Annotated in this window: 14 protein-coding genes; 10 read left to right on the top strand and 4 right to left on the bottom strand. The window is 68.1% G+C overall.

Features of this window, described 5'->3' with window-relative positions; translation table 11 throughout:
- Nucleotides 1-5 precede the first annotated feature (5 nt).
- Complete coding sequence (locus tag ABD301_RS12980) at nt 6-1,088, bottom strand: Glu/Leu/Phe/Val dehydrogenase dimerization domain-containing protein (protein ID WP_163568625.1); 1,083 nt, start codon at nt 1,086-1,088, stop codon at nt 6-8.
- A gap of 208 nt (nt 1,089-1,296) precedes the next feature.
- Between ABD301_RS12980 and ABD301_RS12975 the strand changes: the two genes are divergently transcribed.
- The 3 genes from ABD301_RS12975 to ABD301_RS12965 all read left to right on the top strand — a co-directional run bounded on the left by ABD301_RS12975 (nt 1,297) and on the right by ABD301_RS12965 (nt 3,628).
- Nucleotides 1,297-2,124, top strand: coding sequence for a DUF8083 family protein (locus ABD301_RS12975; protein ID WP_344310203.1), 828 nt, complete (start codon nt 1,297-1,299; stop codon nt 2,122-2,124).
- 315 nt (nt 2,125-2,439) lie between these two features.
- Entirely contained in the window at nt 2,440-2,646 is a 207-nt protein-coding gene (locus ABD301_RS12970) for a BldC family transcriptional regulator (RefSeq protein WP_344310201.1), read from the top strand.
- A gap of 184 nt (nt 2,647-2,830) precedes the next feature.
- On the top strand, nt 2,831-3,628 hold the full coding sequence (locus ABD301_RS12965) for an MOSC domain-containing protein (protein WP_344310199.1): 798 nt from the start codon (nt 2,831-2,833) through the stop codon (nt 3,626-3,628).
- Between the two features lies 1 nt (nt 3,629).
- Here the strand turns inward: ABD301_RS12965 and ABD301_RS12960 are convergent, their stop codons facing one another.
- A complete protein-coding gene (locus ABD301_RS12960) occupies nt 3,630-4,316 on the bottom strand; it encodes an alpha/beta fold hydrolase (protein ID WP_163568631.1) in 687 nt (228 codons plus the stop codon).
- 91 nt (nt 4,317-4,407) lie between these two features.
- Here ABD301_RS12960 and ABD301_RS12955 point away from each other — a divergent pair, with 91 nt between their 5' ends.
- Nucleotides 4,408-5,136, top strand: coding sequence for a winged helix-turn-helix transcriptional regulator (locus ABD301_RS12955; RefSeq protein WP_344310197.1), 729 nt, complete (start codon nt 4,408-4,410; stop codon nt 5,134-5,136).
- Nucleotides 5,120-5,548: a VOC family protein gene (locus ABD301_RS12950; protein WP_344310195.1), complete on the top strand. Its 429-nt coding sequence runs from the start codon at nt 5,120-5,122 to the stop codon at nt 5,546-5,548. Before ABD301_RS12955 ends, ABD301_RS12950 begins: the two co-directional genes overlap by 17 nt.
- A 9-nt stretch (nt 5,549-5,557) precedes the next feature.
- Here the strand turns inward: ABD301_RS12950 and ABD301_RS12945 are convergent, their stop codons facing one another.
- Complete coding sequence (locus ABD301_RS12945) at nt 5,558-7,504, bottom strand: glycoside hydrolase family 15 protein (protein ID WP_344311128.1); 1,947 nt, start codon at nt 7,502-7,504, stop codon at nt 5,558-5,560.
- 207 nt (nt 7,505-7,711) lie between these two features.
- On the opposite strand from ABD301_RS12945, the gene ABD301_RS12940 reads away from it, so the two are divergent.
- From ABD301_RS12940 to ABD301_RS12930, 3 genes are all read left to right on the top strand, one after another.
- A complete protein-coding gene (locus ABD301_RS12940; protein ID WP_344310193.1) occupies nt 7,712-9,877 on the top strand; it encodes a hypothetical protein in 2,166 nt (721 codons plus the stop codon).
- 102 nt (nt 9,878-9,979) lie between these two features.
- Nucleotides 9,980-10,774 (top strand): carbon-nitrogen hydrolase family protein, encoded by a 795-nt coding sequence (locus tag ABD301_RS12935; RefSeq protein WP_344310191.1) that lies wholly within the window; start codon nt 9,980-9,982, stop codon nt 10,772-10,774.
- A 106-nt stretch (nt 10,775-10,880) separates the two neighbouring features.
- Nucleotides 10,881-11,423, top strand: coding sequence for an HIT family protein (locus ABD301_RS12930; RefSeq protein WP_344310189.1), 543 nt, complete (start codon nt 10,881-10,883; stop codon nt 11,421-11,423).
- A gap of 16 nt (nt 11,424-11,439) precedes the next feature.
- Here ABD301_RS12930 and ABD301_RS12925 read toward each other — a convergent pair whose 3' ends face one another.
- The gene (locus tag ABD301_RS12925) at nt 11,440-12,144 is read right to left on the bottom strand and encodes a TetR/AcrR family transcriptional regulator (RefSeq protein WP_344310187.1); all 705 of its coding nucleotides are present in this window, start codon (nt 12,142-12,144) and stop codon (nt 11,440-11,442) included.
- Between the two features lie 91 nt (nt 12,145-12,235).
- On the opposite strand from ABD301_RS12925, the gene ABD301_RS12920 reads away from it, so the two are divergent.
- Nucleotides 12,236-13,762, top strand: a complete 1,527-nt coding sequence (locus ABD301_RS12920) for an FAD-dependent monooxygenase (RefSeq protein WP_344310185.1) — start codon at nt 12,236-12,238, stop codon at nt 13,760-13,762.
- A gap of 13 nt (nt 13,763-13,775) precedes the next feature.
- Entirely contained in the window at nt 13,776-14,354 is a 579-nt protein-coding gene (locus ABD301_RS12915; RefSeq protein ID WP_344311127.1) for a TetR/AcrR family transcriptional regulator, read from the top strand.
- Nucleotides 14,355-14,546 lie beyond the last annotated feature (192 nt).

The raw sequence follows: 14,546 nt of genomic DNA, 5'->3' as shown, positions 1-14,546 counted from the left end.
CGGGGTCAGGAAGGAAGCAGGATGCCGCGCAGCCGGCCCACGTCGGCCATCCGGCGCTCGGCCAACCGGTCGGCGGCGGCGGCCGGGGTGATGCCCTCGGTGTCGGCCGTACGCAGGATGGCGGCTGTCGTGTCGAAGATCTTCTCGGCCCGTGCCTTGGCCCGCTCGAACGAGAAGCCCTCAATCTCGTCGGCGACCTGGATCACGCCACCGGCGTTCACGCAGTAGTCGGGCGCGTAGAGCACGCCACGGTCGGCCAGCACCTTGTCGATGCCTTCGTGGGCGAGCTGGTTGTTGGCAGCGCCGCAGACGATCTCGCAGCTCAGCCGGGGTACGGAGTCGTCGTTCAGGGCGTCGCCGAGGGCGCACGGCGCGTACACGTCCAGCTTCTCGTCCAGCAGGTCGTCAGCGGCGGTGACGCTGGGAAAGCGGGCCCGGATGGCGGCCACCGCGGCCGGGTTCACGTCGCTGACCACCACGGTCGCGCCGTCGTCGATGAGGTGCTCGACCAGGTGCCGGCCGACCTTGCCGACGCCGACCACGCCGACCTTGCGACCGGCCAGGGTCGGCTCACCCCAGCGGTGTGCCGCCGCCGCCCGCATGCCCTGGAAGACGCCGTACGACGTGAGGACGCTGGAGTCGCCGGCGCCGCCGTGCTCGGCGGAGCGGCCGGTCACGAAGCGGGACTCGCGGGCGATGACGTCCATGTCGTCGACGTAGGTGCCGACATCGCAGGCGGTGTAGTAGCGCCCGTTGAGCGTCGAGACGAAGCGGCCGTACGCACGCAGTAGGGCTTCGGTCTTGACCTTGGCCGGGTCGCCCCAGATGACCGCCTTGCCGCCGCCGAGGTCCAGCCCCGCCAGGGCGTTCTTGTACGCCATGCCCTTCGACAGGTGAAGCACGTCGTCTATAGCGGCCTGTTCGGTCTGGTACGGGTAGAAGCGGGTGCCACCCAGGGCCGGCCCGAGCGCGGTCGAGTAGATCGCGATGATGGCCCGCAGCCCGGTGCCGCGGTCGTGGCAGAAGACGACCTGTTCGTGGTCGGTGGGTGCGGACACACCGCCCAGTTCGGTGGAGAAGACGCCCATGCTGTGGCTCCCTGCGTGCAACGACCAGCCGGCCCTCGTGAGGCTCTACGGGTCGGTTACGGACGCCCGGCGGGATCTGCCGGGACGAGATCACCATAGAACTCCGCCGCCCTGCCCGCCGCCGGCTCACCCGCCCCATACCACCCGCCGGGATGCACGAGAGATGGTGCGTTAGTCCGCCGCCGCAGGTCGTGGCAAGATTCTGGGCGTGCCGCCGCCGTACACCGCCCAGTTGCGGATCTACGAACCGCTGGCGGCCTTCTCGCCCGCCGACCAGCGGCGATGGCGTTCGTACCTGGACTCCGGCGCGGTCCCCGAGGTCGAGGAAGCCCTGGAAGTCGAGCGGTCGCTCAGCCTGCCGTCGGTGGTGGGCCTGCGGATTCCGACCGGCGAGCAGCTGGACCACGCCTTTGTCGCGCAGTTGGACGGCGTCCCCGTGCTCAGCCCGTGGTCGCTGCGGCTGCGGATGGCCGACGCCGCGATCGCGGCCGTGGACGGCCTCGCCCCGGTGGTCGCCGAGGCGCTGGTGCCGCCGTCGCTGATGGCCGACGCGCGGGAGACGATCGAGACCGAGCGGGCCGCCGCCGGACCGGACCACCGCGAGCACGTGCTGTCCGCCACCTGGGCCGTGCCGGTCCGTTGGTTCTGTCTCTTCACCCCGGCCGAGCGACTCGTCGTGCTGGAGCCAGGTAAGCGCGCGCTCCGCTACCGGGCGGACATGTCCGACGCTCGCCGCCGCGGCGCCCGTACTCTCTCGGTCCTGCGCCGGACCCTCGGCGAGGTCGGCGTGGTCGAGGCGGTCGAGGGACTGGCCCGCTGGCTGGAGGAGTTCCACCCGCGGTCGCTGGTCGAGCTGGACTACGGCGGCCTGGTGCATCTGCTCGACGACGACACGCTCATCCACGACTTCTCCGCCGAGGACGTGGCCGAGGTGCTGACCGCGTTGGGCAACTCGGACAGCGAGGCGGCAGCGAAGGCGTACGAACGAGTAAGTACCCGATGGCGGGATATCCACCTCGCCGAACGGGCCAACTGACGGTTTGCCGGAATTACTCCAGGTCCGTTAAATGTGACTTAAATTCGCCGGAGAAAAATGACTTCGGTCGCCAGGGAAATCGTTTGTACCCTGCGAAAACGTCACGTTCGGCTGTCGTCGCATAACGTTTCGTGGCCGTTCCGTGATCTGCTCATACTTTTGGTCAGTAAATCGGGCCCGCTTGGGCCATGCCCGTACAGAACGGAGAAGTCGGACACTTGCATCAGTGCGACGAGAGGTAAGTCGCAGCTGGCAACCCCGGTGGCGGCCAGTGAGCTATCCCACCACGGGGCGAACGAGCGAGGGGGAAACCCGATGGCTACACGAATTCCTGAGTCCGAGGCGCTGCTGACTCCGGCCGAGGTCGCGACGATGTTCCGGGTCGACCCGAAGACGGTCACCCGGTGGGCGAAGGCTGGCAAGCTTTCCGCGATCCGCACGCTGGGCGGCCACCGCCGCTACCGCGAGTCCGAGGTCCGGGCACTGCTTGCGGGGATCCCGCACCAGCGCACTGGCGACTGACCAAGAACTTCATCGGCACCGCCGGTCGGGAGACCGGACTTCCGGCAACGGGCGGTGATCGATCCTTCTTTCACTGCTGTCGAAGGCACGAAGCGACCACGCTTCGTGCCTTTGGCGGTTTTACGGCAGGTGACGTCCGGAAATCTGCTGCGCCCGCGGTCGGTCGGCCGGTTAACGTACAACGATGGTGGACACCTTCGCGGCGCGGGTCTGGTCGCTGCACGCCTATCCGATCAAAGGCTGCGCGGGCACCGAGGTCGACAAACTGGCGATCTCCGCGTACGGGCCAGCGCATGACCGCGAATTCCTGATCATCCGGCCGGACGGCAAGTTCCTGACTCAGCGCGAGTTTCCCCGAATGGCGCTCATCGAGCCTTCGCTGGACGGCCTCGCCGAGGGCAAGCTGCGACTCACCGCGCCCGGCCACGACGATCTGATGGTGACCTTCACCACGGACGGGCCGCAACGTCTGGCGACGGTGTGGAAATGGACCGGCACCGGCGTCGACCAGGGCGACGAGGTAGCCAGTTGGTTCTCCGACTTCCTCGGGACCGAGGTCCGGCTCGTACGATTTCCGCCCGATATGACGCGAAACACCACGGTTGGTGGCGGGCAGGTTCGCTACGCCGACGGGTACCCGATTCTGGTGACCTCGACAGCGTCGCTGGACGCGCTCAACGCGCAGCTGGACGAGGCGCTGCCGATGGATCGTTTCCGGCCGAATGTCGTGGTCGACGGCTGGCGACGGCCGTGGACCGAGGACCAGGTCGTCGACCTGCCGATCGGCGAGGTACGGCTGGAGATCGTCAAGCCCTGCGCCCGCTGTGTTGTCACGACCGTCGACCAGCGGACCGCCGAAAAAGGGCGTGAGCCGCTGCGTACCCTCGGCCGTACCCGGCGCACCGAAGCCGGTCTGATTTTCGGCCAGAACGCGGTCGTACGCACCCCCGGCACGGTCCGCGTCGCCGATCGCGTCTGCTGACTCAGTGGGTGGCTTGCCAGTAGGCGTCGAGGCGGCTGGCGAGCTCCTTGGGCTGGCTGAAGGCGAGCAGATGCCCGCCAGGCATTTCGTCGACGTCCAGGCCGAGTCGCTCCTTGGCGTTGCGGCGCTGGAACTCCAGTGGGAAGAGCCGGTCATCGACACCCTGGAGAACCCTGGTCGGCACGTCCGGCCAGGCGTCCAATGGCCACGGCTGGCCGAAGACCACGTCCGCCTCCGGCTGCTCTCCGCCGGCGAAGACGCGCTCGGTGACATCGGCCGGTACGTCGTGGAAGAAGTCCTCGCGCAGATCGAAGTCCGCGCTTCGGCCGTCTTGTGACGCTTTCTTGGCCGCGGCCGCGGCCTGGCCGGTATTCGCCCACCATGAGCCGGCGGTCTCACCTGGTTTCGGGATCATCGGATTGACCAGCACCAACAGCTTGGCGTCCAGCCGGGCGCAGGCCAATGGAGCGGTGAATCCGCCTATCGACTGACCGACGACGACCAGACCTTGCTGGCCGGCGGCGGCTTCGACCACGAGGTCCACGTACTCGGGCAGGCCGGCCGACTCGTCCGCGCCCGGCAGGTCGACGGCGATCGCTTGGTGGCCGAGCTCACGCAGCTCAGGCACCACCAGATGCCAGTAGTAAGCGGCGCCGCCGGCGCCCGGGATGAGGATGAAGGTCGCCATCGTCACGGTCCTCACTTGTCGAAGCGGTCTTGTTACTCCTAGATTAGGAGTAACAAGTGCGAGATTGCAAGTGATCAGTTATGATAGAGGAGTGAAAGGGGAGCGGACGTACGACGACCCGTGCGGCATCGCGCGGGCTCTCGGCCTGATCGGAGAGCGCTGGACGCTGCTGGTGATCCGCGAGCTGGTGTTCGGACCCAAACGGTTCACCGACCTGAGTCGCGGGCTGCCGGCAATGAGCCAGAACGTGCTGTCCCAGCGACTCCGCGAGCTGCAGCGCATCGGCCTGGTACGGCAGCGCAAGCTAGGTCCGCCGGCCAGCATCCGGGTGTACGAGCTGACCGAGCTCGGCGCCGAGCTGAAGTCGGTGCTTGTTGCGATCGGCAGGTGGGGCAGCCGGATCCCGCTGGACGCCGCACCGACGGCGTCGGACCTGAGCGTCGACGCCCTCGTACTCGCGCTGGTCACCACCTTCGACGCGGCGATCGCGGGTGACCTTGCGGTGCGATGCGAGCTGCGGTTCGACGATGATCGCTTTCACGCGGAGATCGCCGATGGGCGTTTTGCCGTCGATCGTGGGGACGCTTCGCGGCCGGACGTGATCATCGACGCGGACTCGCCGACTCTGCGGTCGGTCGTTTTCGGCGGCCGCTCGCTTGAGGACGCGGTTGCGACCGGCGATCTGCGTCTCAACGGCTCGGCCGAGCTGGCCGGTCTGCTCGTACGCTGCTTCCCGCGCCCCACACCTGCGCTCACCCTGCCGCGGACGCCGTTGGCGGCCGACAGAAAGGAAAAGAAGGAACATGGACTGGACACTTGAGGTCGTCATCCTGCCGGTCAGCGACATCGACCGGGCGGTGCGGTTCTATCGCGACCAGGTCGGTTTCGACCTCGACCACGACACCACGAACGAACACATGCACGTCGTGCAACTCACCCCGAAGGGATCCGGCTGCTCGATCGTCTTCGGTGACCTGCCACCCCAGCGCGAGATGGCACCCGGCTCTCTCAAGGGCCTGCAACTGTGCGTCGCCGACGCCGCCGCGGCGCGTGCCGAGCTGGTCGAACGCGGGGTGCAGGCCAGCGAGCTGACCTCGTTCGGCGACCAGGACGGCAGCACCTTCTTCGGCTTCGCCGACCCCGATGGCAACACCTGGGCGGTGCAGGAGTTGAAGGTACGCGCCGAAAAGCCGCTCATCCCCGTCGAGGCGCGCGGCCGATTCGGCGCGTAAGAGCGGGCGCTAGCCGGCCAGGTTGGCGGGCTGGAAGCTGCCGCCGTTCTCCTTCTCCTCGGCGCGGATGACGTGGACGACGGCGTTGATCTGGGCCAGGTGGGTGAAGGCCTGCGGGAAGTTGCCCATGTGCCGGCCGGTGTGCGGGTCGATTTCCTCGGCATAGAGGTTCAGCGGGCTGGCGAACGACAGCAGCCGCTCGCACAGCCGCCGGGCCCGGGCCAGCTCGCCGATCTCGACCAGCGCGGAAACCAGCCAGAACGAGCAAATCGTGAAAGTGCCTTCCTCGCCGGCCAGGCCGTCGTCGGTCACGTCCGTGACGTAACGCAGCACCAGGCCGTCCCGGGTCAGCTCGTCGGCGATGGCCAGGACGGTCTCGCGGATCCGCTTGTCCTCCGGCGGCAGGAAACGCAGCAGCGGCATCAACAGGATCGACGCATCCAGGTTCTTCGACCCGTACGCCTGCGTGAAAACACCGCGCTCGTCGACGCCGTTCTTGCAGATGTCGTCGTGGATCTCGTCGGCGATCTGCTGCCACCGTGCGGCGTATTCGGGCTCGTCATGCAGCCGGGCGAGCTTCGCACCGCGGTCCAGCGCGACCCAGCACATCAGCTTGGACGACGTGAAGTGTTTCGGCTCGCCGCGCACCTCCCAGATGCCACGGTCCGGCTCCCGCCAGTGCTCGATGGCCTTCTCCACCTGCTTCTTCAGCAGCGGCCACAGCGTCTCGGGCAGCTGGTCGCGGGACCGGGTGTGCAGGTAGACCGAGTCCAGGAACGCGCCCCAGACGTCGTGCTGGTTCTGCTTGTACGCGGCGTTGCCGATCCGGACCGGACGGGCGTCCTCGTAGCCGGTCAGGTTGTCGAGGGTGAATTCCTCCAGATCGCGCTCGCCACCGATCCCGTACATGACCTGCAGCTCGTGCTCCTCCTTGCCGTTGAGCCCCTTGCAGGCGTCCGCGACGAAGTAGAAGAAGTCGTTGGCTTCCCGGTCCAGACCCAGCGTGTAGAGACCCCAGAGGGCGAAGGTCGAGTCACGTACCCACGCATATCGGTAGTCCCAGTTCCGCTCGCCCTGAGGCGTCTCCGGCAGGCTGGTGGTGGCCGCGGCCAACAGTGCCCCAGTGGGCGCGTAAGTCAGCCCCTTAAGGGTCAGCGCGCTGCGCTGCAGGTACTTGCGCCACGGGTGGTCCGGGAACTCACCGATGGTGATCCACTGGCGCCAGCACTCGGACGTACGCCACATCTTGTCGGCGGCCTCGTCGAAGGTACGTGGCGGCGGCAGCGGCGACCAGGACAGCGCGACGAACACGTTGTCGCCCTCGACCATCCGCATCCGGGCCTGCGCGGTTCGGCCCTCGATGCCGAGCCGCAGGTTGGTGGTGAGCCGCAGCTCGGGGGAGTGCTCGTCGCCGCGGGCGACGGCCTCGCCGTACGCCGGTCCGTCCCATTCCCAGGTCGCGCTGGTGCCGCCGTACCCGAAGGCCGGCTCGCAGGACAGCGCCAGCTCGACCGTGCCGGAGACGCATTTGACCGTACGAAGAAGGATGTGCTCGGCGTCGTAGTCGGTGGGTGTCCGTTTGTGGGTTCTCGAGCGCTCGTCGCGGTTGTGCCACGGGCCCATCACCAGCGCGTCCCGGACGATGATCCAACCGGTCCGGGTCTGCCAGGTGGTCTCCATCATCAGGCTGCCCGGCAGATAGCGGCGCGAGGCCGGGACCTGGACGCCGTAAGGCGCCAACCGGAAGGTGCCGGCGGCTCGGTCCAGCATCGAACCGAACACGCTCGGCGAGTCGGGGCGTGGGAGGCACATCCACTCGACCGCGCCGTTCGGGGCGATCAGGCAGTTGGCCTCGCAGTCGGAAAGGAAGGCGTAGTCGGCGATCGGCGGGAACGCGCTCCGGCCGAAACGTGGCGGGTCGATCGAGTCCGGCAACGCGCCGACCACGGGATCCATAGGCGTACTCATGACGGAGATGATGTCCCGCGTACGCTCGTGACGCCAGCGTCAATTCCGGGGTTCGGCAAAGGTGCCGGACCGGCCGGGGCGGTGGTGGGAGGTCGCGGTCAGCGTGGCGAGCCACAGCGGTGGTGAGACGTTGGACCGCCAGCGACGGGTGGCGGTCAGACGGCTGGTGAACGCGGTGGGCCGGAGCGTATGCGAGTGCGCTCCGTGAGCCGGCACCGCGCTGCCGCATGGCCGTCGTCGCCACCCACAGTCCCGGTGGAGTCGCTCACCGTCGCCGATCCGACCGTACGCATCGCCGTACGTCCCTGGCGCTATGCGTTGATGGTCCGGGTCGGCGACCCGGATGACCTCGGCCGTGCCATCGCGATTGCCTCAATGAGCTGGGGCGGGGTGGGCTGGCCGCTGCTGCCGGTTGGACCGACCGGCGCGGTGGATCCCGGCGCGCTGTCGGTGGCTCGGGCGATCGGCGTCGACGCGGTGTTGGACATGCGCGGGACCGGACCGGTGGTCGGCTGGGCGATGCCGGACCTGCCGTGGCCGGTCCGCCGGCCCGACCCAGAAGCGCAGGATGGCGGCCTGACCGGCGACGGCAGGTGCGCGCCGCCGCGGCTGGTCGGCGAGCAGGTGGTGCTGCCGGCCAGCGGCCGTTTCGTCGACGCGGCCGGTGCCGGCACCGTGGACAGCGCGGCCGCCGTCCAGGTCTGGCGGTCGTACGGGGCCCTCATTCGCGAGGACACCGCCGCGCACGCGCTCGCGTTGGCGCAGGTCGCGGGGCGTACGGCGGTCGCCGTCGGCGCCGACGCGGCGGCCGCCAGCGGGCGTGGCCGGGTCGGCACCATCGGCTTCGTCTGGGCGGTGCCGGACGACGCGGACCTGGCCGACGTGATCGGCTTCTGGAACGTACGGGCGCTGCGTGGCCGTGGCGGCTGCGCCGGGGTGGTGATGATCGCGGACGTCTCCACGCTGACCAGCCGGGAGATCACCGACGCGATCCGCACCCGGGTCGCCGCCACCACCCCACACGACCCGTCCTGCCTGCTGCTCGCGCCCCGGCTGGCCCGCGACGACCTGATCACGCTCGGCCGCATGCTCGGTGCCCGGCCGATCGACGAGTCGGCCGGCTGGGGGCTGTGGAAGCGCAGCACACCGACCGGGGTGGCCGTACCAGCGACCACCACCGCCTCGACCGGGAAGTTGGTCGCCCACGTCTTGCCGCTGGACCCGGTGCACCCGGCCGCGATTGGTCATGGGGACATCGCGCTGGTCGTACGCTCGTCGCAGCTGTCCGCACCACGGCGGCCAGCGGTCGCCGAGCTGTATCACCCGCGGGCACGGTGGACCGACGACGGCTTGGCCGTGCCAGCTGTTCAGAACGCATCGCACGTCGTCAGCCTCGACCTACCTGAGCCGACCAAGATCCTGGACGCGGCGCTGGCCGCTCGCGGGCTGTCCTGCGAGCGCAGCGAGGCCGGCCAGCTGGCCGAGCGGCTGATCGAGCGGTGCGGCGATCGTACGATGCTGCGCCGCCCCGGCACCCAGACACTGTTCGCGGCGCTGGCGGCCGCTGGCGAGTCCCGGCACCTGCCGTTCCGGCTGGCCACCCTGGCCGCCGCGGTCGGCCTCACCGAGCGGCAGATCCGGTCGGTGGCCGGTGCGCTCGCGGCCTTCGCTGCCGACGGGCTGGTGGAGTGGTCCGCGCTGGTTGAGTGCCGGCACTGCGGGATGACGAGCTATCGCCAGTTGGACGCCGTGAGACCGGCCGTACGCTGCGACTTCTGCGCGAAGCCGGCGGCTTTCGCGCTCACCGAGGCCGGTGAGCTGGCCATCCACCATCGCTGCCACGAGCTGCTCGTCCGGCTCTGCGCGCCACCTATGCCGCTGTTGTTGGCCGCCGCCGTCACGCTCGCCACCGAAGGCGCGTACGTGACGTTGATGCCGCAGGTGGGCGCGGCTGGCAGCTGGCAGCGGGTGGACGGCATCGGCTGGCACGGCAACTCTCTCTACGCCCTGGTCACGCTCGCTGGCGGCACTGGCCGGCCTGGCGACCTGGTGGAGTGGGCGTCGTCCGTCGGCCTGGACGCGCTGGTACTGGTCGGCGAGCCGACCGGCGACCTGATGGAGTCGTACCAGCGCCGTGCCGGCGAAACCGGCGTCGACTTGACCGTCCTCACCTCCGACGACCTGGTCTGGGAGCCACTGAGCGCGGCCCGCGCACGGCCTCCCGGCCGCCGCTCCGCCGAACGCCGCTTGAACGGCCGCCGCGCGGTGGAGTCGGCACCCTGGTCACCGCCGGAGGAACCGATCCCGCCGGCCACTATGGACCTGCGGGACGCACTTATCGACTTCCGCCGGATGATGTGACGCCCGTCGAAGGACGGCCTTTGCACCCCAGCATCCACAAGCCCGTCTGTCAGGCATCATCGGTAGGTGTCCACGTAGCTTCGGCGATCTGAAAGGACTTTCATGCGCCTCGCACTGGCACAGTTCTCGGCCGAAGCCGACAAGGAAGCCAACCTCAAGGTCATCGACGAGCTCACTGCCGCCGCCGCGGACGGCGGCGCCCGGCTGGTGATCTTCCCCGAAGTCGCGATGTTCACCCAACGCACCCCGGATGAGCAGTTCATCGCGGCCGCTGAACCGGTCGACGGACCGTTCGCGACGGCGGTCGCGGAGTTGGCCCGTCAACACGGGATTTCGCTGCTCTACGGCGGATCCGAGACCGTCCCCGGCGAGGATCGGGTGTTCAACACCTTGGTGGCGCTCGGCCCGGACGGCAACCTTCTCGGCACGTACCGCAAGCTGCACCTCTACGACGCCTTCGGTTTCCGCGAGTCCGACCAGGTCCGGCCCGGAGACCACGCCGACCCGCTGCTGTTCATCGTCGAAGGCGTCACCGTCAGCGCGCTGACCTGCTATGACCTGCGCTTTCCCGAGGCTTTCCGGAAGGTGGTCGACGCGGGCGCGCAGGTGGTCGCGTTGCCGGCCGCGTGGATGGCGGGGCCGCGGAAGGAGGCGCACTGGGACACGCTCGTACGAGCACGCGCCATCGAGAACACCGTCTACCTCGCCGCCGCCGGCCAAACCCCGCCGCTGTGCTGCGGAAACAGCATGCTCGTTGACCCGATGGGGGTGGCCGTGTCGGCGCTGGGGGAGGCCCCCGGCATCACCTTCGGCGACGTGTCAGCGGATCGGATCGAGGCCGTACGAGCGAAAAACCCGGCGCTGGCCAACCGCCGCTTCACCGTCGTACCTCGGTGAAAGCCAAAATGACGAATCGAGTCACGTAGTGGTCCTACGACCTGAAGAGTTCTATGACCACGCGATCACCGCGGCGGATGACGACCGTAGGCTTCCATTGGCGCGGATGACCGACTGGGAGATCTGCCCATTCGACGCGGACGGCCTGCGCGTCGCGCCGCTGCGCCAGCCAGTATTGCCTGAGCCGGGCCGGCACGGCGAGGACCCAGCGGACTGCCAGGCATGTGCCAGACGGGACGAAGGAATCTGGTTCCACGACCGGTGGCGGCTCACCCGGATCAAGAAGGTCGGCGTGCCGCTGGCGATCATGCTGCATCCGCGAGATCACTATGATCTGGCGGATCTGCCTGACGAACTCGCGGCTGAACTTGGCGTGTTGACGACTCACCTGGCACGCCATGTGGAAGCCCTGCCACACATCGCGCGCTGCCACGTTTATCGCATCGGCGATGGCGGCGCGCATCTGCACGTCTGGTTCTTCGCTCGACCGGAAGGACAGGCGCAGCTTTATGGCTCGTGGCTGGTCGTCTGGGACGACCTGTTGCCGGAATATCCGGCGGCCGAAGCCGAGGCGGACGCATCGACCGTCGTCGACGCGCTGATTGCCTCGTACGGCGGCCGCCGCGATCCAGCGCCAGCCGCCCCTTGAGGCGGTAACGCGGTGTTCAGGAGCCGTTGACGCGCTGGGCCAGACCGTCCAGCAGGCAGTCGAGCATGAAGTCGAAATTCACCCGCGGGTCCCACCGCCCGCCGCTGGTGATCCACCCCGCGTAGTGCGGATACAACCCAGTGGCGATTCTCGTCTTGTGCAATGGCTCGGCGAGCGCGCGCAGTTTGTCGTCGTCCAAGATGCCCCGCTGGCGGCGCATCTTGGATTCCTCGTTCGCCTGCAGTGCGGTGCCCAGGCACAGGCCGTCCACTAGCGAGACATAGCTGATCGCGCTCTCGTACGGCACGTCCATGCCCTCGAAGGCGCTCAGCCCGAACTCGATCCGGCGCAACGCGTTCGGCCCGAACGGCGGCCGGCTGTGTGACAACGCGGCGAACCACGGATGGTGTTGCATCACCGCGAAAGTCGCGCGGCCGAGCACGCGCAGGGTGGTCCGCCAGTCGGCTGGTCGCTGCTTCGGCAGCTTCACCTGCCCGTACACCTCGTCCAGGACCAGGTCGATCAACCCGTCCTTGTTGCCGACGTAGCGGTAGAGCGACATCGGTGTCGAAGACCCCAGTTCAGTGGCGATCCGGCGCATCGTGAGCGCCTCGACGCCTTCCGCGTCGGCGACGGTCAGGGCCCGCCGGACGATGTGCGCGCGACTGAGCGTGGGCCCGCCGCCGGCCGGTTCCGGCTGGTCCCAGATCAGTCCGCTCATGTGCTGCCACCTTCCTTGTGTACATCGTACGCGGGCGTGTACGTTGTACATCACGTGTACGTCGTACACGCCGAAAGAGAGGTGCTACTGAATGGAAGAAACCCAGGTACTGATAGTCGGCGGCGGCCTGGTTGGACTCACCGCCGCCCTGTTGCTGCGGCATCATGGCTTGCGGCCGATCCTGGTCGAGCGGCGCGCCGAGACGTCCGACCAACCCAAGGCCCGGCGGATCAACTTCCGGTCGATGGAGGTCTATCGGCGGATCGGCCTGGAGGCCGAGATCGCTGACGCGGCCAAGGGGCTCGCCTCCTTTCAGGCGATGCGCAGTGGTCCGACCATCGTGGAGTCCGAAGAACTGCCGATGATCCCACCGGGAGACCTGTCGGCGATGTTCGCCAGCACGCCCTGTCAGTCGGTGCTCTGCTCGCAGGATCTTCTGGAGCCAGTGTTGAGAAACCTGGCCGAAGAACGTGGTGTGGACATCCGTTTCAATGCCGAGCTGACGAGGTTCGAGCAGGATGAGAATGGCGTCACAGCACAGATTCGTGACCAGGTTGGGGACCGGCACTATGTCGTACGGGCTGACTATCTGATCGCCGCCGATGGGGCGCATTCCCCGGTACGGGAAGCGCTTGGCATTTCGCGCTCCGGCTCGGGCGCCCTCGGTCGGGCCGTGAACGTATTCTTCCGCGCCGACCTGCGCGAAGTCGTACGAGGCCGGGAATTCAACGTCTGCGAGATCTTGAACGACTGGTTGCCGGGCGGGTTTGTCTCCGTCGACGGTGCCCAGCGCTGGATTTTCAGTACCTCAGGTGGAAAGCGTCCGATCGACGAATGGAAGGAGCTGATTCCGCGCAGCATTGGCGTGGCCGGCCTGGAAATCGACATTCTGAGCGAGTTGGAATGGGAGCCGACGATGCGAGTGGCCGACCGGTTCGGCGACGGCCGGATATTCCTCGCCGGCGACGCGGCGCATGTCATGACACCGTACGCGGCGCTCGGCGCCAACACCGGCATCCAGGACGTGGACAACCTGAGCTGGAAACTCGCTTTCGTACTCAACGGCAAAGCCGCGCCCGCATTGCTGGACACCTATCATTCGGAGCGCTACCCGGCTGGCTATCTGGCCGCTGAACAGTCGAGTCTGCGCACCGGCGGACTGCGAGATGGTTCCGCGTGGCAGCGCAACGGACCGGCATTCGTTCATCCGCTGGCGCTTTACGCCGGATTTCAGTACGAAGATGGCGCCGTGATCGCCGACGGTCGCCCGCCGGCTCCGATGGATCGCCTGGAACTGACTGGCCGCGCCGGTACCCGAATGCCGCATCTGTGGTTGGACAGCGAAAAACAACAGTCCACATTGGACTTGGTTGGGTCTGACTGGGTGCTGTTCACGGGAGCTGAAAGCGAGGAATCGGCCGATCCACGTGTGCGGTCCGTACGAGTGACTGGTGAATGGCTGTCGAGCTGCCAGTTGCCGGCGGACGGGGCGGTGCTCGTACGGCCGGATCGGTTCGTCGGGTGGCGCTCGGACACCCCCGAGGTCGGCCTCGATGAGGCGCTGGGGCGGCTGATTCGGGCGACGGCCGATGCGGGCCTGGACCAAAAGGTAAAATAGCCGGGTGACCGTGATGCCGTACGACAGCAACCCGCCGTTGCGGGACCGGCTGCTCGCGGCCGCCGCCGAGTTGACCTGCGACCGTGGTTGGGACGGCGTCACGATGGGGCAGGTGGCCGCTCGTGCCGGAGTGAGCCGGCAGAGCGTCTACAACGAACTCGGTGGCAAGCCCGCGTTGGCCGAGGCGCTGATCATCCAGCAGACCGACCGTTTCCTGGTCGGGGTGGCTGAGCAGCTGTCCGCGCACCGGGACGACGTGCTGCTGGCTTTCACCGCGGCGGCCGAATTCACCCTGCGGGCGGCCGCCGATGATCCGCTGTTGAAGGCGATCCTCGCGTCCGCCCACGGCGAGGCCAACGACCTGCTGCCGATGCTGACCACCCGGCCACAGCCGGTGCTGGCCCGCGCGGTGGACGCCATCCTGACCCAGCTGCGGGCCGAGTTCGTGGTACGGATGCCCGACGACCAGCTGGAGATCGCGGTGGACGCGCTGGTCCGGCTGACCCTCAGCCATCTCGTACAGCCTGAGCTGCCCATCGAGCGGGCCACCGCCGAACTCCGCTTCATCGCCAGCCGCCTCCTCGCGTCCTAGCCGTCGCTCCTGTCACGACTTCTCCAGCCAGCCGAAGTCCCACGCCCGACACGCCGTAGCGGCGCGAAACTGTCGTACCCCTCCGGCAGATTTGCCCCCACCCAGTGACGGGTGGGGGGCGGGTTTGAGGACCAATGTTCAACTAAAAATTAAGGTCCACCTCTCAACCCACCCCCCGCCCGTTCAAAGGGA

The organism is Fodinicola feengrottensis (assembly GCF_039530045.1).
Classification (GTDB): Bacteria; Actinomycetota; Actinomycetes; order Mycobacteriales; family HKI-0501; genus Fodinicola; species Fodinicola feengrottensis.
The sequence above is the reverse complement of the archived record's forward strand: the minus strand, read 5'-3'. Positions and strand labels throughout refer to the sequence as shown.

What these genes read in the sequence shown, in the direction of transcription:
- ABD301_RS12925 (WP_344310187.1), bottom strand. Translation starts at nt 12,144, where the DNA reads ATGAGCGGACTGATCTGGGACCAGCCGGAACCGGCCGGCGGCGGGCCC.
- ABD301_RS12970 (WP_344310201.1), top strand. Translation starts at nt 2,440, where the DNA reads ATGGCTACACGAATTCCTGAGTCCGAGGCGCTGCTGACTCCGGCCGAG.
- ABD301_RS12930 (WP_344310189.1), top strand. Translation starts at nt 10,881, where the DNA reads ATGACCGACTGGGAGATCTGCCCATTCGACGCGGACGGCCTGCGCGTC.
- ABD301_RS12915 (WP_344311127.1), top strand. Translation starts at nt 13,776, where the DNA reads ATGCCGTACGACAGCAACCCGCCGTTGCGGGACCGGCTGCTCGCGGCC.
- ABD301_RS12965 (WP_344310199.1), top strand. Translation starts at nt 2,831, where the DNA reads ATGGTGGACACCTTCGCGGCGCGGGTCTGGTCGCTGCACGCCTATCCG.
- ABD301_RS12935 (WP_344310191.1), top strand. Translation starts at nt 9,980, where the DNA reads ATGCGCCTCGCACTGGCACAGTTCTCGGCCGAAGCCGACAAGGAAGCC.
- ABD301_RS12950 (WP_344310195.1), top strand. Translation starts at nt 5,120, where the DNA reads ATGGACTGGACACTTGAGGTCGTCATCCTGCCGGTCAGCGACATCGAC.
- ABD301_RS12945 (WP_344311128.1), bottom strand. Translation starts at nt 7,504, where the DNA reads ATGGATCCCGTGGTCGGCGCGTTGCCGGACTCGATCGACCCGCCACGT.
- ABD301_RS12920 (WP_344310185.1), top strand. Translation starts at nt 12,236, where the DNA reads ATGGAAGAAACCCAGGTACTGATAGTCGGCGGCGGCCTGGTTGGACTC.
- ABD301_RS12960 (WP_163568631.1), bottom strand. Translation starts at nt 4,316, where the DNA reads ATGGCGACCTTCATCCTCATCCCGGGCGCCGGCGGCGCCGCTTACTAC.
- ABD301_RS12980 (WP_163568625.1), bottom strand. Translation starts at nt 1,088, where the DNA reads ATGGGCGTCTTCTCCACCGAACTGGGCGGTGTGTCCGCACCCACCGAC.